The sequence below is a fragment of the Pseudomonas extremaustralis genome, from assembly GCF_900102035.1.
In the GTDB taxonomy this organism is placed as follows: domain Bacteria; phylum Pseudomonadota; class Gammaproteobacteria; order Pseudomonadales; family Pseudomonadaceae; genus Aquipseudomonas; species Aquipseudomonas extremaustralis.
The window spans coordinates 4401977-4422761 of the sequence record NZ_LT629689.1 but is presented as its reverse complement, the minus strand read 5'-3'; the positions used below and the strand labels follow the sequence as shown (position 1 = coordinate 4422761).

General features: G+C 62.3%; 13 protein-coding genes and 3 pseudogenes. 5 read left to right on the top strand and 11 right to left on the bottom strand.

Annotated features, from left to right (window positions below; all coding sequences use genetic code 11):
- Positions 1-2: 2 nt before the first annotated feature.
- From BLR63_RS20355 to BLR63_RS20345, 3 genes are read right to left on the bottom strand one after another with little or no spacing between them, the layout of a single operon-like run.
- Positions 3-272, bottom strand: a complete 270-nt coding sequence (locus BLR63_RS20355; RefSeq protein WP_010563239.1) for a phosphopantetheine-binding protein — start codon at positions 270-272, stop codon at positions 3-5.
- Positions 250-1062, bottom strand: coding sequence for a lysophospholipid acyltransferase family protein (locus BLR63_RS20350; protein ID WP_010563240.1), 813 nt, complete (start codon positions 1060-1062; stop codon positions 250-252). The genes BLR63_RS20355 and BLR63_RS20350 overlap by 23 nt, the downstream gene beginning before the upstream one ends.
- Positions 1038-1757 (bottom strand): beta-ketoacyl synthase chain length factor, encoded by a 720-nt coding sequence (locus BLR63_RS20345; RefSeq protein WP_010563241.1) that lies wholly within the window; start codon positions 1755-1757, stop codon positions 1038-1040. The genes BLR63_RS20350 and BLR63_RS20345 overlap by 25 nt, the downstream gene beginning before the upstream one ends.
- A 317-nt stretch (positions 1758-2074) precedes the next feature.
- Here BLR63_RS20345 and BLR63_RS20340 point away from each other — a divergent pair, with 317 nt between their 5' ends.
- Entirely contained in the window at positions 2075-2845 is a 771-nt protein-coding gene (locus tag BLR63_RS20340; protein WP_010563242.1) for a ParA family protein, read from the top strand.
- Positions 2846-2984: 139 nt separating this feature from the next.
- On the opposite strand, the gene trxC is transcribed toward BLR63_RS20340, so the two are convergent.
- On the bottom strand, positions 2985-3419 hold the full coding sequence (trxC, locus tag BLR63_RS20335; protein ID WP_010563243.1) for a thioredoxin TrxC: 435 nt from the start codon (positions 3417-3419) through the stop codon (positions 2985-2987).
- A gap of 84 nt (positions 3420-3503) precedes the next feature.
- On the opposite strand from trxC, the pseudogene BLR63_RS31935 reads away from it, so the two are divergent.
- A pseudogene (locus BLR63_RS31935) lies at positions 3504-3602 on the top strand (transcriptional regulator); the annotation flags it as partial.
- Between the two features lie 21 nt (positions 3603-3623).
- Here the strand turns inward: BLR63_RS31935 and selO are convergent.
- The 5 genes and pseudogenes from selO to BLR63_RS32450 all read right to left on the bottom strand — a co-directional run.
- The gene (gene selO / locus BLR63_RS20330) at positions 3624-5087 is read right to left on the bottom strand and encodes a protein adenylyltransferase SelO (protein WP_010563245.1); all 1464 of its coding nucleotides are present in this window, start codon (positions 5085-5087) and stop codon (positions 3624-3626) included.
- Positions 5088-5135: 48 nt separating this feature from the next.
- Positions 5136-8474 carry a mechanosensitive channel MscK gene (gene mscK / locus BLR63_RS20325; protein ID WP_010563246.1) on the bottom strand — a complete coding sequence of 1113 codons (3339 nt, stop codon included), beginning with the start codon at positions 8472-8474 and terminating at the stop codon, positions 5136-5138.
- Positions 8475-8523: 49 nt separating this feature from the next.
- Entirely contained in the window at positions 8524-10266 is a 1743-nt protein-coding gene (locus tag BLR63_RS20320) for a potassium/proton antiporter (protein ID WP_010563247.1), read from the bottom strand.
- Between the two features lie 149 nt (positions 10267-10415).
- Positions 10416-11015 (bottom strand): annotated as a pseudogene (locus tag BLR63_RS32455) (methyl-accepting chemotaxis protein); the annotation flags it as partial.
- A gap of 303 nt (positions 11016-11318) precedes the next feature.
- Positions 11319-11975: pseudogene (locus BLR63_RS32450) on the bottom strand (MCP four helix bundle domain-containing protein); the annotation flags it as partial.
- 314 nt (positions 11976-12289) lie between these two features.
- On the opposite strand from BLR63_RS32450, the gene BLR63_RS20310 reads away from it, so the two are divergent.
- Both BLR63_RS20310 and BLR63_RS20305 read left to right on the top strand, forming a co-directional pair.
- Positions 12290-12520, top strand: a complete 231-nt coding sequence (locus BLR63_RS20310; RefSeq protein WP_010563249.1) for a hypothetical protein — start codon at positions 12290-12292, stop codon at positions 12518-12520.
- Positions 12517-12810, top strand: coding sequence for a cell division protein ZapA (locus BLR63_RS20305; protein WP_010563250.1), 294 nt, complete (start codon positions 12517-12519; stop codon positions 12808-12810). Before BLR63_RS20310 ends, BLR63_RS20305 begins: the two co-directional genes overlap by 4 nt.
- Here the strand turns inward: BLR63_RS20305 and BLR63_RS20300 are convergent.
- Together BLR63_RS20300 and putA are read right to left on the bottom strand one after the other, a co-directional pair.
- Entirely contained in the window at positions 12807-14609 is a 1803-nt protein-coding gene (locus BLR63_RS20300; RefSeq protein WP_010563251.1) for an acyl-CoA dehydrogenase, read from the bottom strand. The two genes, BLR63_RS20305 and BLR63_RS20300, sit on opposite strands and share 4 nt — an antisense overlap.
- Before the next feature lie 136 nt (positions 14610-14745).
- The gene (gene putA / locus BLR63_RS20295; RefSeq protein ID WP_010563252.1) at positions 14746-18699 is read right to left on the bottom strand and encodes a trifunctional transcriptional regulator/proline dehydrogenase/L-glutamate gamma-semialdehyde dehydrogenase; all 3954 of its coding nucleotides are present in this window, start codon (positions 18697-18699) and stop codon (positions 14746-14748) included.
- Between the two features lie 461 nt (positions 18700-19160).
- Here putA and putP point away from each other — a divergent pair, with 461 nt between their 5' ends.
- Positions 19161-20648: a sodium/proline symporter PutP gene (gene putP, locus BLR63_RS20290; protein ID WP_010563253.1), complete on the top strand. Its 1488-nt coding sequence runs from the start codon at positions 19161-19163 to the stop codon at positions 20646-20648.
- Positions 20649-20785: the final 137 nt, after the last annotated feature.

The following is a 20785-nucleotide window of genomic DNA, read 5'->3' as shown; positions in this document are numbered from 1 at the left end:
TCTCAAGCTGCCTGTCTAGCCGTGACGAACGCCGCAAGGCTGGCCACGTTGGTGAAGTGATTGCGGGTGTCCTTGGCGTCGGCATCGATCTTGATGCCGTACTTTTTCTGGATCGCCAGGCCCAATTCCAGGGCGTCTACCGAATCCAGGCCCAGGCCTTCGCCGAACAGGGTTTGATCGCTGCCGATATCGTCGGCGCTGATGTCTTCCAGGCCCAGGGCCTCGATGATCAGCGTTTTTATATCGTGCTCAAGGCGGTGTTGGTCGCTCATCTTCGGCGAGCTCCTTAATGAAATAGTGGTGCAGGTAATCGTTGAGCTTGCGTGAAGCCTGGGGTGCAGGCCCGAGCGCAGCAAAGGCCTGTGGTTCTATATCGGCACCCACGCGCAAACTGAAGTGCACGCGACGTTTGGGGATGCGATACCAGGGTTCGGCTTTGGTCAGGGTGGTGGGGCTGACCTTGATCACGACGGGGGTGATGATTGTCGCACCGCGCAAGGCAATGGCGGCGGCGCCGCGATGAAAGGCAGGTGTCGCGCCGGGTGTGGTGCGCGTGCCTTCGGGAAAGATGATCAGGGTCTGGCCGGCTTGCAGGGCGCCGGCGGCGGCATCGAGCATCTCGGCGCTGCCGTCGTTGCTGATATAGCCCGCGTCGCGCACCGGACCGCGGGTGAAGGGGTTCTGCCACAGGCTCTGCTTGACCACGCAGTTGGCCTGGCGCACCAGGCCGATCAGGAACACCACGTCGATCAGCGACGGGTGGTTGGCGATGATCATCTGGCCCGGGCGCCCGAGGTGCTCGGCGCCTTCGACGCTGTAGGTCAGCACGCCGGCGCGGCGCATCAGGCGGATAAAGAACCAGAACAGCCAACTGATCATGTGGCGGGCGCGGCGGCGGTGTTTGTCTGCGTTCCCCGGCAGGCAACTGAGCAGGGGAAACACCAGCAAACGCAGGCACAGGCCGCCGAAGCCGAACAGCGCGAAGCTGGCGGCGGTCGCGAACAGGCGCCAGTAATAGGCGTCCCGCGGTTTGGCGGTCATGGCTTGCGTTGCCAGTTCCATACACGATTCTTCCAGGCATGTTGGCAGGCGACCTGCTCAGTGAGCAGGGTGCGCAGCAGATTCAGGGCGTGGGGCCACTGGGTGTGAGTGGGTTGGACACTGCCGTGGGTAAGTTCCAGTTGCCACTCGTCGCCTGGGGTCAGCAGCAGGCCGAGGGCATAGGGGAAGGGCACATCCGAGATCCAGCCGGCATAGGCGTCGGGCGGCTGTTCTTCGCTGATCACCAGCAGCACGGCCGGGGCGCCTTCGTTGAGCAGTGCGGCGGCTTCGAGCATGCCATGCTCGAGGCCGTCGCCGGCGGCGGCGAGGGCGGTCATTTCCGCGGTTTCATTGCGCAGGATCGACCACAGGCCGATCACCGCGTTATGCACCGACAGGCTGAACTGGGTTGGCGACAATGGCTGGTCGTTGGCCAGGTCGCTGAGGATGTCGAGGGTGCGCGGGGTTTCGCCATGCCGGGAAATAAACACCAGGGGCAAGTCCGGCAGGCCCTCGGCCAGTGGCCAGCCGACGCTGAAGGCCATGCGCGCCAGGCGGCTCAGGCGACGGCGCTGCATGGCCGGCAGGAACGACACGTCGGGGCAAGCGTCGCTGGCGGGCAGCAATGCCGGGGCCTGGCTCCAGGCGTGCCAGTCGTCCGCGCTTTCCAGGCCGGGGGCCCAGGCGCGCCATTGGGCGATATTGAAAGTGATCACTGAGAGGTTATCCCGCCCCTGCGGGCTTCCATGTGCGGCTTTTGGCCCCGAATACCGGGACAGGGAGCAATCGCCGGATGGCGCGCATTATCCCGGTGCCGTGGGGTTCTAGCAAACTTTGTGCACAGGCGACGGTGGAAAGGTTTGCCGATTGCCCTTTGCCAGGGGACGGCTGGTTTGTCGGACGTTTCCTTTTTATTTGTAGAGGCCATTACTAATGTCTACCCGTCATGCAGCAATGCATGGATGAACGAGGTAGCTAACAGGCACTTTTGCCCTCTACACTCGGACATTCATTGATACACGGAGGTTTTTCCATGCGGCGCGTGGTGTTCAATCAGAAAGGCGGCGTTGGCAAGTCCAGCATCGCCTGCAACCTGGCGGCGGTCAGCGCCAGTGAAGGCTATCGGACCCTGTTGGTGGACCTCGATGCACAAGCCAATTCCACCCAGTACCTTACCGGGCTGACCGGCGACGATATCCCGATGGGCATTGCCGAATTCTTCAAGCAAACCCTGTCGTCCGGGCCGTTTTCAAAGAAGAACCGTGTCGATATCTACGAAACGCCGTTCGATAACCTGCATGTGATCACCGCCACGGCCGAGCTGGCAGACCTGCAGCCCAAGCTGGAGGCCAAGCACAAGATCAACAAGTTGCGAAAATTGTTGGACGAGCTGAGCGAAGATTACGACCGGATTTACCTGGATACGCCGCCAGCACTGAATTTTTACGCGGTTTCGGCGTTGATCGCTGCTGATCGTGTACTGATCCCCTTCGATTGCGACAGCTTTTCCCGTCAGGCGCTGTATGGCCTGCTGGCTGAAATCGAAGAGCTGAAGGAAGACCACAACGAAGGCCTTGAGGTGGAAGGCATTGTGGTCAACCAGTTCCAGGCGCGGGCGAGCCTGCCGCAACAGATGCTCGAGGAGTTGATCGCCGAGGGCTTGCCGGTGTTGCCGGTGTACCTGGCCAGCTCGGTGCGCATGCGCGAGTCGCACCAGGAGAACAAACCGCTGATCCACCTGGACCCACGGCACAAACTGACCTTGCAGTTTGTGGAACTGCACAACCTGCTGGAAAACGCCTGATCTGAGACACACCGCAGAACCCATGTGGGAGGGGGCTTGCTCCCGATGGCGGTGTGTCAGGGCCTGATGTGTTGACTGATCCATCGCTATCGGGAGCAAGCCCCCTCCCACATTGTTCAGTCGTGCGCTTTAGAGCGGGTTACACCCCTTGGCTACGCAACCAGCTCATCAGTTGCGGCAAGGGAAACGCTCCGCTCTGGCGCGCTACTTCGCGGCCGTTCTTGAACAGAATCAAACTGGGGATCGAACGAATCCCCAACTGCGCCGACAACTGCTGGTTGGCCTCGCTGTCCAGCTTGGCCAGCCGGCACTTGCCCGTGAGCTGCGCCGCGGCCTGCTCGAACACCGGCGCAAACGACTTGCATGGCCCGCACCAATCGGCCCACACATCCACCAGCAACGGCAGGTCGCCCTTGATCTGGCTGGCGTAGTCGCCCTGTTTCAGTTCAAAAGGTTTGTTCAACAACACCGGCTGCTTGCAACGCCCGCATTTCGGCGCGTCGCCCAGGCGTTCGCTGGGGATGCGGTTCAGGCCGTTGCAATGCGGGCAGGGAATGACGAGAGGGTTGGACATGGTGGCGCTCCTTTGAGACTGGCCAATGGATCCTATTTGGAGTCCGGTCTGGGGTTTATCAAGGCGTGGGAGCGTGTTCTGTTTTCAAATCCGCTTATGAGTCTGGTGGATATTCTCAGTGACTGGATCGAAGCCTACGATCACGAGCATCGTCCGATGCCCATCGTCAGTGGTGTTGACGTGGAGACGTTCATCTAGCCGACTCTACGACGAACAACTGATCTCCAAATGCTTGCCCCAATCCGGCGGCCGCTGGGCGTATTGCTCCATCCCCGCTTGCTCCTCGAACGGCTTGGAAAGCACCTCATGCAGCCGTCGCACTTCGCTGTAATCGCCTGACTCGGCGGCGGTAATGGCGTTTTGTGCGAGGTAGTTGCGCAGGATGTACAGCGGGTTCACCGCGTGCATCCGCGCACGGCGCTGTGCTTCGGTGTCATCTCCATCCCGGGCAATGCGGGCGGTGTATAGCTCGGCCCAGGCATCGAACCCGGCCCTGTCGACAAAATCATCGCGCAGGCGCGTCACGGCCAGCGCCGCCGGCTCGTCCCCCAGGCGGCGGAAGAACAGCGTGTAATCCACGCCACTGTTCTGCATCAGTTTGAGCAAGCGTTCCACCAGCTTCTGGTCATCGTCTTCGGCGGTGGTCAGCCCCAGCCGGCGGCGCATCAGGTCCAGGTAGTGGGCCTGATACAGCGGCAGGTAGAGGCCAAGGGTTTCTTTCAAGGCATCGACGCTGATGAACGGCGTGAGCGCCTGGGCCAGTGCGCTGAGGTTCCATTGGCCGATGGGCACCTGATTGCTGAACGAGTAACGCCCGTCGTGATCGGAATGGTTGCAGATGAAGTGCGCGTCGAAGTCGTCGAGAAACGCAAAGGGCCCGAAGTCGAAGGTGATGCCCAGGATCGACATGTTGTCGGTGTTCATCACCCCATGGCAAAAGCCATAAGCCTGCCATTTGGCGATCATTTCGGCGTTGCGCTCGACGATTTCGCGGAACATCGCCAGGTACGGCTCGGGTTGTTCGCGGCATTCGGGGTAATGCAGCTTCAACACATGCTCGGCCAGTTCGGCCTGCTGTTCGGGCTTCTTGGTGTAGTAGAAATATTCGAAATGGCCGAAGCGGATATGGCTGTTGGCCAAACGCAGCACCATCGCGCCGCGTTCCTGTTTTTCCCGCCACACCGGAGTGTTGGAGCCGATCACACAGAGCGCGCGGCTGCTGGGGATGCCCAGCGCGTGCAGCGCTTCCGAGGCCAGGAACTCACGGATCGAGGAGCGCAGCACCGCACGCCCGTCGCCCATGCGCGAGTATGGCGTCTGCCCGGCGCCCTTGAGGTGCAGGTCCCAGTGCTCGCCGGCGGCGTTATACACCTCGCCCAGCAACAGCCCGCGGCCATCGCCCAATTGCGGGGTGTAGCCGCCGAACTGATGCCCGGAATACACCATCGCCCGCGGCTCGGCTTCGGCCCACAGCTTGTGGCCGCCGAACAGTTCGGCGAACACCGGCGTCTCGGCCACCGCCGGCTCGAGGTCGAGCAGGGCCATGGCGGCGGGGCTCGCCACCACCAGGCGCGGCTCGTCGAGGGGTTCAGGCAGTACGTGGGTCGAAAACGCGTCGCCCAAGCGTGCGAAGCGGTTGTCGAAGGTCAGTTCGTCGAGGGCTTTCACCGGCCATCTCCAGCAGAATGTCCGAGCATTCTGCTGGGGATAGGGCGTTTAGTCGAGTTTGCTCGGTGGCGGTTCTTGCACACCGCCGTCGTTGGCGGGCTTGGCGGGGGTGTCGACTTCGACCAGTTTGTATTCCTGGCCGTGGAGGTTCTTGAGGTACACCTCCATCTGCCGGAACGAGATGTTGATGTGGTACTTCTTGAACTCGCGGTTGATGAAGCGGTTCACTTCGTCGACCACCGGGTTGCGGTCGCCCAGGTCTCGCACATGCATGCGCAGTTCGTGGTCGAGGGTGCTTTCGCCGAAGTTGAGGAAGTACACGTGGGGCTCCGGGTCCTTCAGCACCCGTGGGTTTTCCCGCGCGGCCTTGAGCAACAGTTCCTTCACCAGATCGAGGTCGGAGCCGTAGTCCACGCCCAGCTTGAGGGTGACGCGGGTGATGGTGTCAGTCAGCGACCAGTTGATCAGTTGCCCGGTAATGAACGTCTTGTTCGGGACAATGATGTCCTTGCGGTCGAAGTCGGTGATGGTGGTGGCGCGGATGCGGATCTTGCTCACCGTGCCCGACAGGTTGCCGATGGTGATCGTGTCGCCGATGCGTACCGGGCGCTCGAACAGGATCATGATGCCGGAGATGAAGTTGGCGAAGATCTCCTGCATGCCGAAGCCCAACCCCACCGACAGCGCGGCCACCAGCCATTGCAGTTTGTCCCAGCTCACGCCGAGGGTCGACAGGGTCGACACGAAGCCCACACCGGCAATCACATAGGACAGCAGGGTGGTGGTGGCATAGGCGCTGCCCTGGGCCAGTTCCAGCTTGGACAGCACCAGCACTTCCAGCAGGCCGGGCAGGTTGCGCGCCAGGGCAAAGGTGATACCGATGATGATCAGCGCGCCGAGCAGGTCGCCGATGCTGATGGGCACCATGCTGACATTGGCGCCGGTGCCGCTGGTGTATTCGTAGAGGGTGACGTTGTCCAGGTAGGAAAATACCGAGATCAGGTCGGACCAGACCCAGTACAGCGCGGCGATAAAGCCGCCGAGCAAAGCCAGGCGGATCAGGCGCATGGACTGGTCGTTGACCTGCTCGATGTCCAGGGTCGGCTCTTCGATCACCGCTTCGCCTTCACCGGCTTCCTTAGCGGCCTGGCGTTTGGCTAGGGCGCGGGCATAGGCCAGGCGCCGTGCGGCGACTCCCAGGCCACGCACGAAAGTGGCTTCGATCACCAGCCACAACATCAGCAGATACAGGGTGTTGATCAGTCGGTCACTGAGCTTGAGCGCGGTGTAGTAGTAGCCAAAGCACACGGCGATAAACAGGGCGATGGGCAGGGCGGTAAACACCAGGCCCATGGCTTTGCGAAACAGCGAGGCCTTTTCGTGGGTCGGGCTGTGCATCAGCAGGCGGCCCAGCAGCCAGGTCATCAGCGCGTAGCACAGCAGCACCACGGCGATGCCCAGCACGTCGTCGGCCAGCGCCGCCGGTTGGTGTTCGGCGATCGCCACCACGGCCACCAGGGCCAGCACCACCAGCCCGAGCTTGCGTACCCAGTCCTGGAGGAATTCGACCTGGGGTTTCTCCCAGCGAAAGTGCAGTTCGGCCACGCCGCCCGGCGCGAGGATGCGGTAGGCGGTGTAGAACACCAGCCAGGCCTGGGCGATCTGCAACAAGGCCGCGCCGAGGTTGGCGTTCTGCCCCCGGGCGTCGATTTGCAGGGCGTAGCCGCACAGCGCCAGGCCCAGGGCCACCGGCATGGCCAGCAGGATGTTGACCAGGATCGCCTGGGGCGTGTGCCACTGGCTGTCGCGCTTGAAGTGGCCAATGTCCAGGTGGACCTTTTTCAGCCGTGCGTACAGGGCGTTGCGCCGCCACAGCAGGGCGCCGATCAATAGCAACAATGGCAGGAACAGCAGCGGGCGCTGGGTCAGGCCGTCGTACAACTCGCTGATGCTGGAGGCCCAGGGCAGGGTGGCGACTTGTTTGCTCAGGTGCGCCGGGATGGTCTCCAGCCACTCGGTGTCCAGGGGCTTGTTGCTGGGAATCCAGAACATTTGCTCATCGAGGGTCGCGCGCAGCGTCGTCGCGGTGCTCAGCAGTTGCTTCTGGTTCAGTTGCAGGGTGATGGATTCGTTCAGCAACGCGCTCAGCTCACGGCTCAGGCGCTCGAGCAGGTCGCTTCGGGTGATCGCCAGTTCCAGCAGGGTCCGGCGCAGTTGCGGGGTGACGTCTTCCGGTGGCTGGTTGGCGAGCAGGTTATCCACATAGGTGCTGGGGGAACTGATCAACTCGCGTTGCTGGTTGACCTCGAACTGGTACAGGCGAATGTTGGCGATGTCGTCCGCCAGGTCGCGGTCCACGGTCAGGCGCGGCAACGCCTGTTTTTGCTTATAGAGGATCTTGGAAAGCAGCAGGCTGCCCTTGAGCACGTTGATCTGTTCGTCCAGGGCCGAATCGCTCTGGGTCACGGTGTCCAGTTGCTGCTTGGTCTGCAGGTTTTTCTGGGTCAGGTCGTTGAGGCGGTCGGTGCTTTTGAGCAGGTAGTCGGACAGCTTCAGGTTGGCCGCGCTTTCCGTGGCCAGGAGGCTGCTGCCGCCGGCTTTCTGCGCTTCGATGGATTGCTGGGTCACAGTCTGTTGGGACTGTGCCAGGCGTTTCTGGTTGATCAGGGTTTGCAGGTCCTGGATCTCTTGTTCCAGGCGCGCGGTCTTTTCCACCACCAGGTCGTGCTGGCTGTTGCCCAGGTCTTGCAGTTGGCTGTTGCCGGCCAGTTCCTGGCGGCGCAGCGGGATCAGTGCATTGAGCGACGCCAGTTCGGCGTTCAGCTGGTTGCGCTGGTCGGCGCTGAGGGTTTTGCCATTGTCTTTGCCGGCCTTGAGGGTCGCATTGATCTGCTGGATGCGTGTCTGGCTGCTGCTGATTTCGGTCTGGGCGCGCTCGGGGCGGGTCTGGGCGGCGATGGTCAGGCTGTTGGCTTCGGCCAGGTCTTTTTGCAGGTCGCCTTGCTGGGTGGTGCGCTGCACCAGCAGTTGCTCGAGTTGCGGCACCGGCAGGGTGGCGTAGCGTTGGGCCACCGGAATGACCTTGGTCGCCTTGAGGCGGGTCAGCTCGCGCTGGTTCTCGGTGGTCTGGCGCGGCGCGTCATCCAGCTGGCGCTTGAGGTCGGTGAGGCGCTGCTCGTAATCCTGCTTGTTGCCCAGGTAGGTCAGGGTCTGTTGCAGGATCGACTGCAGCGCCTTCATGTCGGCGTCGGGCAGCTTGCGGTCGGGCAGCTTGTCCAGGGTTTGCTGGATGGCGTCGGCGCTGGGCGGCTCGGCGGCGTGGACGCTGCCGAGACAAAGGGTCAGGCCCAGCAGGGCAGTGGCGAGGAAAGTGCGCAGGGTTGGCATAGAGACCGGTCGAGCAAGGTGAAGAATCGGGGCGTTGTCGCCCCGCAGTTTAGAGGAAGAGTCCGGGGCCCGGGCGACTTCCTTCGGGGAATCTGACGCCGACTTTGCCGATCTTGTTCCCGTCCATGACCGCGACCGTCCAGATGGTGTTGTTCCATTCCACCTGGTCGCCTACCACTGGCGCGCCGCCGACTTTCTGGGTGATGAAGTGGCTCAGTGGCATGTCCGGGTCAATGCCCTCCAGTTGCAGGCCATACAGGGCGGACACCGCGCCCAGCTGGGCATCGCCCTCGAGCACGAAGTCGCCGAAGAAGCGCAGATCCAGACCGCGTTGCGGCGCCTGGCTGAACAATTTGCCCAGGGCCGGCAGGTTGTGTTCGTGGCCGATCACGCAGAGCAGGTCGCCGACTTCCAGCACCGTACTACCCGACGGGTGGAGCAATTGCTGACCACGGAACAGTGCCGCGATCCGTGTGCCCTCGGGCATTTTCAGCTCGCGCAGGGCCGCGCCGATGCACCATTTTTCTGCGCCCAGCCGATAGACGAACAGCTCCCACTCGCTGGTGACGTGCACTTCCAGGGCCGCCCGGGAAATCGGCGCGGGGTCCGGCGGTACGGTGACTTTCAGCAGCTTGGCGACCCACGGCAGGCTCGTGCCCTGCACCAAGAGCGACACCAGCACGATAAAGAACGCCAGGTTGAAATACAGTTGCGCATGGGGCAGGCCGGCCATCAGCGGGAACACCGCCAGGATGATCGGCACCGCGCCGCGCAGGCCGACCCAGGCGATAAAGGCTTTTTCGCGGTCATGGAACGCTTTGAACGGCAGCAGGCCGACCATCACCGACAGCGGCCGCGCGAACAGGATCATCCACAGCGCCAGGCCCAGGGCCGGCAGCGCAATCGGCAGCAGATCATGGGGCGTGACCAGCAGCCCCAGCACCAGGAACATGCCGATCTGCGCCAGCCAGGCCATGCCGTCGAGCATGTGCAAAATGCCATGGCGGCTGCGCACCGGGCGGTTGCCGATCACCAGGCCGCACAGGTACACGGCGAGGAAGCCGCTGCCGTGCAGGGCGTTGGTGAGGGCGAAGACGAACAGGCCGCCGGCGATTACCAGGATCGGGTACAGGCCGTTGGCCAGGTTGATGCGGTTGACCATCTGCAGCATCAACCAGCCACCGCCCAGGCCGATCAGGCCACCGATGCCGAACTCGCGCACCAGGTGCATCAGCAGGTTCCAGTGCAGGCCGGTCTCGCCGCTGGCGAGCATGTCGATCAGGGTAACGGTGAGGAACACCGCCATCGGGTCGTTGCTGCCGGATTCGATTTCCAGGCTGGCGCTGACCCGTTCGTTAAGCCCCTTGCCGCCGAGCAGCGAGAACACAGCGGCGGCGTCGGTGGAGCCGACGATCGCGCCGATCAGCAAGCCTTGAATGATATTGAGGTTGAACAGCCAGGCCGCGGCCATGCCGGTGAGGCCGGTGGTAATCAACACCCCCACCGTGGCCAGCGACAATGCCGGCCACAGCGCCACGCGGAAACTCGCCACCCGTGTGCGCAAGCCGCCGTCAAGCAGGATCACGGCCAGGGCGAGGTTGCCCACCAGGTAGGCGGTCGGGTAGTTGTCGAAGATGATGCCGCCGCCGTCGACGCCGGCGACCATGCCCACGGCCAGGATGATCACCAGGATCGGGATGCCCAGGCGGGACGAAAGGGAACTCACCAGAATGCTCGCACTCACCAGCAACGCGCCGATCAAGAACAGGCTGTTGATGGTCGTCGCATTCAAAGGCAGTACTCCATGAGCAAAAAATAAGGCGAGGCGCACACTGACCATGCAGTCTGCGTGCCAGCGATTCTAACCTGTTGAATTGCCGCGCTGTCAAAAGCTTGTGCGGATAAACCCTGTAGAGCCGGCTTGCCGGCTCTACAGAGGGGTCAGAGGCGAAACCGTCCGACCATTCCGTTCAGATCCACCGCCAGGCGCGACAACTCGCCGCTCGCCGCGCTGGTCTGGCCGGCGCCGGTCGCTGACTGCACCGACAGATCGCGAATGTTCACCAGATTACGGTCCACTTCCCGCGCCACCTGTGCCTGTTCTTCCGCCGCGCTGGCGATCACCAGGTTACGTTCGTTGATCTCGACAATCGCCGTGTTGATCGTATCCAGCGACATTCCGGCGCCCCTGGCGATGTTCAGCGTCGATTCGGCGCGCTCGGTGCTGTTGCGCATCGAATCCACCGCGTGTTCGGTGCCGGCCTGGATGCTGCCGATCATCCGCTCGATTTCGCTGGTGGACTGCTGGGTGCGATGGGCCAGCGCCCGCACCTCATCGGCCACCACCGCAAAGCCCCGGCCGGCTTCCCCGGCGCGCGCGGCCTCAATTGCCGCGTTCAGGGCCAGCAGGTTGGTCTGGTCGGCCAGGCCGCGAATCACGTCGAGGACCTTGCCGATGTCACGGGATTCGTTGGCCAGGTCGCCGATCAGGGTGGCCGTGGCCTGCACGTCGCCGCTCATGCGTTCGATGGCGCTGACGGTTTCCTGCACCAAGTCACGGCCGTCACCGGCAGACGTGGTGGCGTTGCGCGAGGCCTCGGAGGTGCTCACCGCGTTGCGCGCGACTTCTTCCACGGCGCTGGTCATTTCGTTGACAGCGGTGGCGGCCTGTTCGATTTCGTTGTTTTGCCGGGTCAGGCCACGGGCGCTTTCGTCGGTGACAGCGTTGAGTTCTTCGGCGGCCGAAGCCAGTTGGGTGGCCGAGCCGGCGATACGTTGCAGGGTGTCGCGCAGCTTGTCCTGCATCTTGGCCATGGCGGCCAGCAGGCGACCGGCTTCGTCGTCGCCGTCGACCTTGATCGGGCGTGTCAGGTTGCCATCGGCGATTTCTTCGGCGGCATCCAGTGCCTGGGCGATTGGCTGGGTAATGCTGCGGGTCAGCAGCCAGGCGAACAGCAGGGTAAGGGTGGTGGCGATGACCAGCAGCCCCACCACCAGATCAAAGGCCAGGTCGTATTGATTTTCGGCCTGTTGATTGGTGGCCAGGGCCATCTTGTTATTGATGTCCAGCAGGCGTGTCAGCACCGCGTTGATCTGATCGGCATTGCTTAGCAATTCGGTATTGAGCAAGTTGCGCAGTTCTTCGACCTGATTGGCCCGCGACAAGCTCTTCATGCGCTCTTCGATCTGATGGTACTGGCCGAGCAGGCGCACATATTCGTCGTAGGCCGCCCGTTCTTCGTTGCCTTCGATGAGTTTTTCGTAGACGCCCTGGGCGGTGCGGATCTGCTGGTTGCGCAGGTCGAGGGTTTCCAGGGTTTGTTGCTGCACCTGCGGCTCGCGGTTGGTCAGCAGGCGGTACGACAGCACCCGCAGGCGCAATGTCAGTTGGGTGAACTCGTCAAGGGCGCGAATGCTCGGGACGCTGGACAGGGTGATGTCTTCTGCCGCAGCGCGGATTTTGCTCATTTGGTGCAGGGCGAATACCCCGAGAAACAACATGAGTGCGCCAATCAGTGTGAAGCCGAGGAAGGCGCGCGGCGCGATATTCATTTGACGAAGTGATATGCGGGAGTCCTGGTACGGGGTATCCCTCTCTATCGGTCGTGCGACTAAAGTCTTAAGTGGGCCGTGGGTTTTTTCGTATCTGACGAGGGGGCGGGCGAATTCAGGAACCAGATGGGGGAAATGCAGTCACTAAGGCTCGAACGCGTGGCCCGGCCCTTAAAAAACGAGCTGCGTGCCAGGGATAACCCTGGCTTGCGAGGTGAATTTTCTTTATCGTCACCGCCCTTTGAAAAACCCGAGAAATCAAAATGTTAGAAGCATCCCTCAGCCAATTGGAACAACTGGTCAACGACCTGGTACAGCAGAACCAGGAACTGCTGGGCAGCAACGAAGCGCTCAAGGCCGAACTGGCCCGCGCCAAGGATGAGAACGACAGCCTGCAACTGAACCTGATGGAGCAGGAAGAAAAGAACGGCACCACCGTCGCGCGTATCCAGGCGCTGGTTGAGCGTGTCAGCGCAGGGCCTGTCAGCGCATGAATGAAGGGATAAAGGTCGTTTCGATTCTCGGAGAGGATTACTCGATCAAGGCGCCGGCCGGGGAAGACAAAACCCTGATGCACGCCGTGACCATGCTCAAGGCGTCCCTTGCCACCACCAAGAAAAAGTACCCGACCCTGATCGGTGACAAATTATTGGTGCTGGCCGCGCTGAACCTGTGCGCCGAGCAGATCGAACTGCAGCAGGCGCACCAGCAGGAACTCGACCGTTACCAAGAGCAAGTCAGCGCCACGGTCGAGGTGATTTCCAAGGTGATCGGAACACCTTAGAACCACTCATCCTGCATACCCAGGCACGTATCATCGCGTGCCTCCAGAATCGCCAGTTCATGATGGCAGCTCGGTACTTCCCAGGTCAGGAAGTACCGGGCGGCCTGGAGCTTGCCTTTATAGAAGGCCACATCCGCGGCATTGCCCTTGGCCAAGCCTTCTTCGGCGCGAATCGCCTGTTCCAGCCAGCGCCAGCCAATCACCGTGTGCCCGAATACCTTCAGGTACAGCGCCGAGTTCGCCAGGCTGCTGTTGACCTTGCCTTGGCCAAGATCGATCAGCAGGCCCATCGTCACGCTTTGCAGGCGAGCGACCAACTGTTCCAGTGGTTCTCTCAAGGCGGTCAGCGCGGGGTATTCATGGGCCCGTGCGCCGGTGTTGGCGATCAACCGAATCAATTGCTTGAGGCCCGCGCCGCCGTTCTGCGCCAGCTTGCGCCCCAGCAGGTCCAGGGACTGGATGCCATGGGTACCTTCGTGGATCGGGTTCAGGCGGTTGTCGCGGTAGTACTGCTCCACCGGGTATTCGCGGGTGTAGCCGTGGCCGCCGAGGATCTGGATCGCCAGTTCGTTGGCCTTGAGGCAGAACTCCGATGGCCAGGATTTGACAATGGGAGTCAACAGGTCGAGCAGTTCGTGGGCCTGCCTGCGCTCGGTCTCCGACGCCAGGGTCGTGGTGTCGTCGAACAGCCGCGCGGCGTACAGGCCAAGGTCGAAGGCGCCTTCCACGTAAGCCTTTTGCGTCAGCAGCATGCGCTTGATGTCGGCGTGCTGGATGATCGCCACCGGCGCGGTGCTCGGGTCTTTGCTGTCGGGCAGGCGGCCTTGGGGACGTTCGCGGGCGTATTCCAGTGAATAAAGGTAGCCGGCGTAACCGAGCATGACCGCGCCCATGCCGACGCCGATGCGCGCCTCGTTCATCATCTGGAACATGCAGCTCAGGCCCTGGTGCGGTTTGCCCACCAGGTAGCCGACGCAGTGGCCGTTATCGCCGAAATTCAGCGCGGTGGACGTGGTACCGCGCCAGCCCATCTTGTGAAACAACCCGGCCAGCAGCACATCGTTGCGCTCGCCCAGGCTGCCGTCGTCGTTGACCAGGAATTTGGGCACGATAAACAGCGAAATGCCCTTCACCCCGGCCGGCGCGTCCGGCAGTTTGGCCAGCACCATGTGCACGATGTTTTCCGACAGCGGGTGATCGCCGCCGGAGATGAAGATCTTGTTGCCCTTGAGCCGATAACTGCCGTCAGCCGCAGGTTCGGCGCGGGTGCGGATGTCCGACAGGGAAGAACCGGCGTGGGGTTCGGTCAGGGCCATGGTGCCGAAGAAACGCCCCTCGATCATTGGCTGCAAGAAGCGTTGTTTCTGCTCTTCGGTGCCGAAGCTTTCGATCAGGTTGGCCGCACCCATGGTCAGGAACGGGTAGGACGTGGACGCTGCGTTGGCGGATTGAAAGTGCGCAAAGCAGGCCTGGGACAGCAACGTCGGCAACTGCATGCCGCCGGCTTCGAAACTGCGCGCGGCATTCAGGAAGCCGGCTTCGAGGAAGGCATCCACGGCGGGTTTCACTTCCGGAATCAGAATCGCCTTACCGTCCTCATAGCGCGGTTCGTTTTCGTCGTTCTTGCGGTTGTGGGGCGCGAAGTGTTTTTCGGCGATGCTGCGCGCGGTGCTGATCGCGGCATCGAAGGTCTCGCGGTTGTGCTCGGCAAACCGCTCGCGCTGGGTCAGGCCCTCGGCATCGAGGACTTCGTACAGCTCGAAAGCCAGATTGCGGGAACTGAGTAGCGTCTCGGACATGGCGGCTCACCTGTGTGGGAATGGGCCTGAGTCTAAGTGCGCGAATAGAGGCTGGATAGCAAGATTGATCTGGGTGATGGAGGAGCAGAAGGTCGATGTGGGAGGGGGCAGGCCCCCTCTCACAATCAGTCATCCGTCAGCCGATGGTCATCAGACTGGCGTTACCGCCTGCCGCCGCGGTGTTGACGCTCAAGGCCCGTTCGATCACCAGGCGTTCCAGCGCAATCGCCGTCTCGCCCTGGGACAAGCCGTGTACCCCGACAATCGCCCCACTGCGCTGGGCCACTTGCTGGCAAACCGCGCGCAGTTGGTCGGAATCGCCGTGGTGCAGGACCGCATCGAACACCACGTCGTCCTTGGTCCAGTCGGCCACACGCTTGATCTTCGCCTGAATGTCTCGCGGCAGGCGTGGGAACAAGGCCTTGGTCAGCTCGGTTTCCGGCCATACCGCCGAACCGCCAACCGCCAGCACGGCCGCCAGTTGGGTCAGCAGATCGCCTTCCACGTCCGCCAGGCACAGCACGTGCTCGCGGGGCAGGATGGCGTAGCTGTTGCGCTCACCGGTCGGGCCGGCCAGTTGGCGGGTGATACCGCTTTGCGACTGCGCGGCGAACTGCGTGCACAGGGCGCTCAGGCTGCTGAACTGATGGCTGTCGGCCCAGGTTTTCAGGGCGGTCAACGCTGGGCTCATGGCATCGCGCAGGCGCACGTCCGGTGCGCACAACGCATCACCGCGTACGAAGGATTGCTCGATCGCATCGGTAGGACGTGTCGACAGCAGGCGGTACAGGTACAGCGGGCCACCGGCTTTCGGACCGGTACCCGACAGGCCTTCGCCGCCGAATGGCTGCACGCCGACCACGGCACCGACGATGTTGCGGTTCACGTAAACGTTACCGGCATGGACGTTGTCGATCACCTTGGCGATGGTTTCGTCGATGCGCGTGTGCACACCCAGGGTCAGGCCGTAGCCGGACGCATTGATTTGCGCGATGAGCTGGTCGATCTCCTTGCGCTTGTAGCGCACCACGTGCAGCACCGGGCCGAAGATCTCCCGCTGCAACTCGTCGAAGCTTTCCAGCTCGATCAGGGTCGGCATCACGAAGGTGCCGCGCTTGATCTCGTCGCCGTCGGCGATCGCCACCTGGTACACCGTGCGGCCTTTGTCACGCATGGCCTGGATATGTTTCTCGATGCCGGCCTTGGCTTCGGCGTCGATCACCGGGCCGATATCCACCGACAGGCGTTCCGGGTTGCCGAGACGGCATTCAGCCATGGCGCCCTTGAGCATTTCGATGACGCGGTCTGCCGAATCTTCCTGCAAGCACAGCACACGCAAGGCCGAGCAACGTTGGCCGGCACTGTCGAACGCGGAGGACACCACGTCGATAACCACTTGTTCGGTCAGCGCCGAGGAGTCGACGATCATGGCGTTCTGGCCGCCGGTTTCGGCGATCAGCGGGATCGGACGCCCCTGGGCATCCAGGCGCCCGGCGACGCTGCGTTGCAGTAGGCGCGCGACTTCGGTGGAACCTGTGAACATCACGCCTTTGACGCGATCATCGCCGACCAGCCGCGCACCGACGCTTTCGCCCTGGCCCGGCAGCAGTTGCAGCACACCTTGCGGAATACCGGCTTCGAGCAGGATACGTACGGCTTGGGCAGCCACCAGCGGGGTTTGCTCCGCAGGCTTGGCCAATACCGGGTTACCGGCAGCCAGCGCCGCAGCGACCTGGCCACTGAAAATCGCCAGCGGGAAGTTCCACGGGCTGATACACACCACCGGGCCCAACGGGCGGTGGGCGTCGTTGGTGAAATCGTTGCGGGCCTGCACCGCGTAGTAACGCAGGAAGTCGACGGCTTCACGCACTTCGGCGATGGCGTTGGCAAAGGTCTTGCCGGCTTCGCGGGCCAGCAGGCCCATCAGCGGCTGGATCTCGCCTTCCATCAGATCGGCGGCACGTTCCAGGATCGCGGCGCGTTCGGCGGGCGGGGTGGCCTGCCAGATCGGGCCGGCGTTGATCGCGCACTGGATGGCGTTGTCGACGTCTTCGACGGTGGCTTCCTGTACATGGCCGACCACATCCCGCAGGTCGGAGGGGTTGAGTACCGGTTGAGGCGTTTGCTGGCTGGCGGCGCAACCGAGCATCGGCGCGGCTTTCCAGTGGTTGTGGGCGGTCGCCAGCAGGGCGCAGGACAGCGAGGCCAGGCGGTGTTCGTTGGCCAAGTCGATACCGGCCGAGTTGGCGCGGTCGCTGCCATACAGGTCGCGCGGCAGCGGGATACGCGGGTGCGGCAGGCCGAAGCCGCCTTCCAGCGTCGCCATCTGCTCGATGCTGGCCACTGGATCGGCCACCAGCTCCTGGATCGAGATGGACTGGTCGGCAATACGGTTGACGAACGAGGTGTTGGCGCCGTTTTCCAGCAGGCGACGGACCAGGTAGGCCAGCAAGGTTTCGTGGGTACCGACCGGCGCGTACACGCGGCACGGACGGTTCAGCTTGCCTTCGGCCACTTTGCCGACGACCTGCTCGTACAGCGGTTCGCCCATGCCGTGCAGGCATTGGAACTCGTACTGGCCGGGGTAATAGTTCTGACCGGCAATATGGTAAATGGCCGACAAGGTGTGGGCGTTGTGCGTGGCGAATTGCGGGTAGATGGCTTCCGGCACCGACAGCAGTTTGCGTGCACAGGCGATGTAGGAAACGTCGGTGTACACCTTGCGGGTATACACCGGGTAGCCTTCCAGGCCGTCGACCTGGGCGCGTTTGATTTCGCTATCCCAGTACGCGCCTTTCACCAGGCGGATCATCAGGCGGTGGCGGCTGCGGCGCGCCAGGTCGATGACGTAGTCGATCACATACGGGCAACGTTTCTGGTAGGCCTGGATCACGAAACCGATGCCGTTCCAGCCGGTCAGTTGTGGCTCGAAGCACAAGCGTTCGAGCAGGTCCAGGGACAGCTCCAGGCGGTCGGCCTCTTCGGCGTCGATGTTCAAACCGATGTCGTATTGCTTGGCCAGCAGGGTCAGGGACAGCAGGCGCGGGTACAGCTCATCCATCACGCGCTCGTACTGGGCGCGGCTGTAGCGCGGGTGCAGGGCCGACAGCTTGATGGAAATGCCCGGGCCTTCATAAATCCCACGGCCGTTGGAGGCTTTGCCGATGGAGTGAATGGCTTGTTCGTACGAGGCCAGGTACTTCTGCGCGTCGTGTTCGGTGAGGGCGGCTTCACCGAGCATGTCGTAGGAATAGCGGAAACCCTTGGCTTCGAATTTGCTCGCGTTGGCCAGGGCTTCGGCGATGGTTTCGCCGGTGACGAACTGCTCGCCCATCAGGCGCATGGCCATGTCGACGCCCTTGCGGATCATCGGCTCGCCGCTCTTGCCGATGATGCGGCTCAGGGACGAGGTCAGGCCGGTTTCGTTGTGGGTGGCGACCAGTTTGCCGGTCAGCAGCAGGCCCCAGGTGGCGGCATTGACGAACAGCGACGGGCTGTTGCCCAAGTGCGGCTGCCAGTTGCCGGTGCTGATCTTGTCGCGGATCAGGGCATCGCGGGTGCCTTTGTCCGGGATGCGCAGCAGCGCTTCGGCCAGGCACATCAGCGCCACGCCTTCCTGGGACGACAGGGAAAATTCTTGCAGCAGCCCCTGAACAATACCGGCACGGCCGCCGGCACTCTTCTGGTTACGCAGCTTTTCGGCAATCGAGGCGGCCAGCTTGTTGGTGGCTTCGGCCATCTCGGCCGGCAGGCGCGCCTGTTCGATCAGCATCGGCACCACTTCCGGCTCGGGGCGGCGGTAAGCGGCGGTAATGGAAGCGCGCAGTACGGATTGGGGCAGGATGCTCTCGGCGAACTCCAAGAAGCACTGGTGGGCGTGGTCGGCCTGGACCTCGCCAGCGTCATCGGCTTCCTTGTTGCTCAAACCGTTGAGCTCGGCCAGGGTTGCACCACCCTCGAGTTTCTCCAGGTAATTGAAAATCGCCTGCTTGATCAGCCAGTGCGGCGTGCGATCAATGGAGGTCGCGGCCGCTTTCAGGCGTTCGCGGGTCGGGTCGTCGAGTTTGACCCCAAGGGTGGTCGTCGCCATTTTCTTATCCTCATGGGTGCCACTACCGCGTGGCATCAGCTGGCGGCAAGATTAGCTTCGCTCTGGAAGAGGTGCAACCGGGTGCAACCCTTTTTGCGCATGAAATTTTCACCGCTCAGGCGGAAAAATTCCTGCGCTCGACCGAATCCGCTTCGATTTGGTGCATTTGCTTCTGAGATCGGCTGTTCTTGCTCCGAAAAGGAGCAAAAGCGGGGTGTTTTCAGCAAAACACACCAAGGTGCAACTTATTCGCAAGAAACTGGTTGCACCTCATTTGCTTTGTTGAATAGCATTCGCGGCCAAGGTGCAACCACTCCAGCGGCGTGGTTCATCGGCTGGCGGCTTTCCTGGGGAAACGTCAGTCATAAATGCGCGGCATGCAGTTACGTTCACCTGCTTCCAGCGGGTGGCCGTCTGACAGACCGCCGCTACATAAAAACAAAGCCAGGGCGTCACTCCTTATGAGCGTTAGCAATCCCACCCTGATCACCTTCGTGATCTACATCGCAGCAATGGTGCTGATCGGCTTCATGGCCTATCGCTCCACCAACAACCTTTCCGACTACATCCTCGGCGGTCGCAGCCTCGGCAGTGTGGTGACAGCTCTGTCGGCCGGCGCTTCCGATATGAGCGGCTGGTTGTTGATGGGCCTGCCAGGCGCGATCTACCTGTCCGGCCTGTCGGAAAGCTGGATCGCCATCGGCCTGATCGTCGGTGCCTACCTCAACTGGCTGTTCGTGGCCGGTCGCCTGCGGGTACAGACCGAGCACAACGGCGACGCCCTGACGCTGCCGGACTACTTCTCCAGCCGCTTCGAAGATGAAAGCGGCCTGCTGCGGATCATCTCCGCCGTGGTGATCCTGGTGTTCTTCACCGTCTATTGCGCCTCTGGCATCGTGGCCGGTGGTCGCCTGTTCGAAAGCACCTTCGGCATGTCCTACGAGGCAGCGCTGTGGGCCGGTGCGGCGGCGACCATTGCCTACACTTTCGTGGGCGGTTTCCTGGCAGTGAGCTGGACCGATACCGTACAAGCCACCCTGATGATCTTCGCGCTGATCCTGACGCCGATCATGGTGCTGCTGGCCACTGGCGGTGTCGATACCACGTTCCTGGCGATCGAAGCCCAGAACCCCGAAAACTTCGACATGCTGAAAAACGGCAGCTTCATCGGCATCATTTCCCTGCTGGGCTGGGGCCTGGGTTACTTCGGCCAACCGCACATCCTGGCGCGCTTCATGGCGGCGGATTCGGTGAAGTCGATCGCCAACGCGCGTCGCATCTCCATGACCTGGATGATCCTGTGCCTGGGCGGCACCGTGGCCGTGGGCTTCTTCGGTATCGCTTACTTCTCTGCGCACCCTGAAGTCGCCGGCCCAGTAAACGCCAACCATGAGCGCATATTCATCGAGCTGGCCAAGCTGCTGTTCAACCCATGGATCGCGGGTATCCTGCTGTCGGCCATCCTGGCGGCGGTCATGAGCACCTTGAGCTGCCAACTGCTGGTGTGTTCCAGTGCCCTGACCGAAGACTTCTACAAGGCGTTCCTGCGCGGGAACGCCGCCTCCCAGGCTGAACTGGTGTGGGTCGGCCGTGCCATGGTGCTGCTGGTGGCCTTGGTCGCCATCATCTTGGCCACCAACCCGGGCAGCCGAGTGCTGGGTCTGGTGAGCTACGCCTGGGCCGGTTTCGGCGCGGCGTTCGGCCCGGTGGTGCTGATTTCGGTGATCTGGAAACAGATGACCCGCAACGGCGCACTGGCCGGCATCCTGGTCGGTGCGATCACCGTAATGGTGTGGAAGCATTTCGAGGTGCTGGGCCTGTACGAAATCATCCCAGGCTTTATCTTCTCCAGCCTGGCGATCTACATCGTGAGCAAGCTGGGCGAACCGACGCCCGGTATGCTCAAGCGCTTTGATGCTGCGGAAAAAGACTACAACCTCAACAAGTGATTCGTTTGGCGCCGAGCGCCCGATGAGTTGAAAAAAGGCCCGCGTCCTACGGATTGCGGGCCTTTTTTTGCCTGCGTGCCGACCCGATCCGCAGAAGGTTCAGGCGCCCGTGTGTAGGGCTTTACTGATTTATCCGG

Bases quoted from the DNA above. Each gene is read 5' to 3' on its own strand.
- BLR63_RS20355 (WP_010563239.1), bottom strand. From the start codon at position 272: ATGAGCGACCAACACCGCCTTGAGCACGATATAAAAACGCTGATCATC.
- BLR63_RS20350 (WP_010563240.1), bottom strand. From the start codon at position 1,062: ATGGAACTGGCAACGCAAGCCATGACCGCCAAACCGCGGGACGCCTAT.
- BLR63_RS20340 (WP_010563242.1), top strand. From the start codon at position 2,075: ATGCGGCGCGTGGTGTTCAATCAGAAAGGCGGCGTTGGCAAGTCCAGC.
- trxC (WP_010563243.1), bottom strand. From the start codon at position 3,419: ATGTCCAACCCTCTCGTCATTCCCTGCCCGCATTGCAACGGCCTGAAC.
- mscK (WP_010563246.1), bottom strand. From the start codon at position 8,474: ATGCCAACCCTGCGCACTTTCCTCGCCACTGCCCTGCTGGGCCTGACC.
- BLR63_RS20310 (WP_010563249.1), top strand. From the start codon at position 12,290: ATGTTAGAAGCATCCCTCAGCCAATTGGAACAACTGGTCAACGACCTG.
- BLR63_RS20305 (WP_010563250.1), top strand. From the start codon at position 12,517: ATGAATGAAGGGATAAAGGTCGTTTCGATTCTCGGAGAGGATTACTCG.
- BLR63_RS20300 (WP_010563251.1), bottom strand. From the start codon at position 14,609: ATGTCCGAGACGCTACTCAGTTCCCGCAATCTGGCTTTCGAGCTGTAC.
- putA (WP_010563252.1), bottom strand. From the start codon at position 18,699: ATGGCGACGACCACCCTTGGGGTCAAACTCGACGACCCGACCCGCGAA.
- putP (WP_010563253.1), top strand. From the start codon at position 19,161: ATGAGCGTTAGCAATCCCACCCTGATCACCTTCGTGATCTACATCGCA.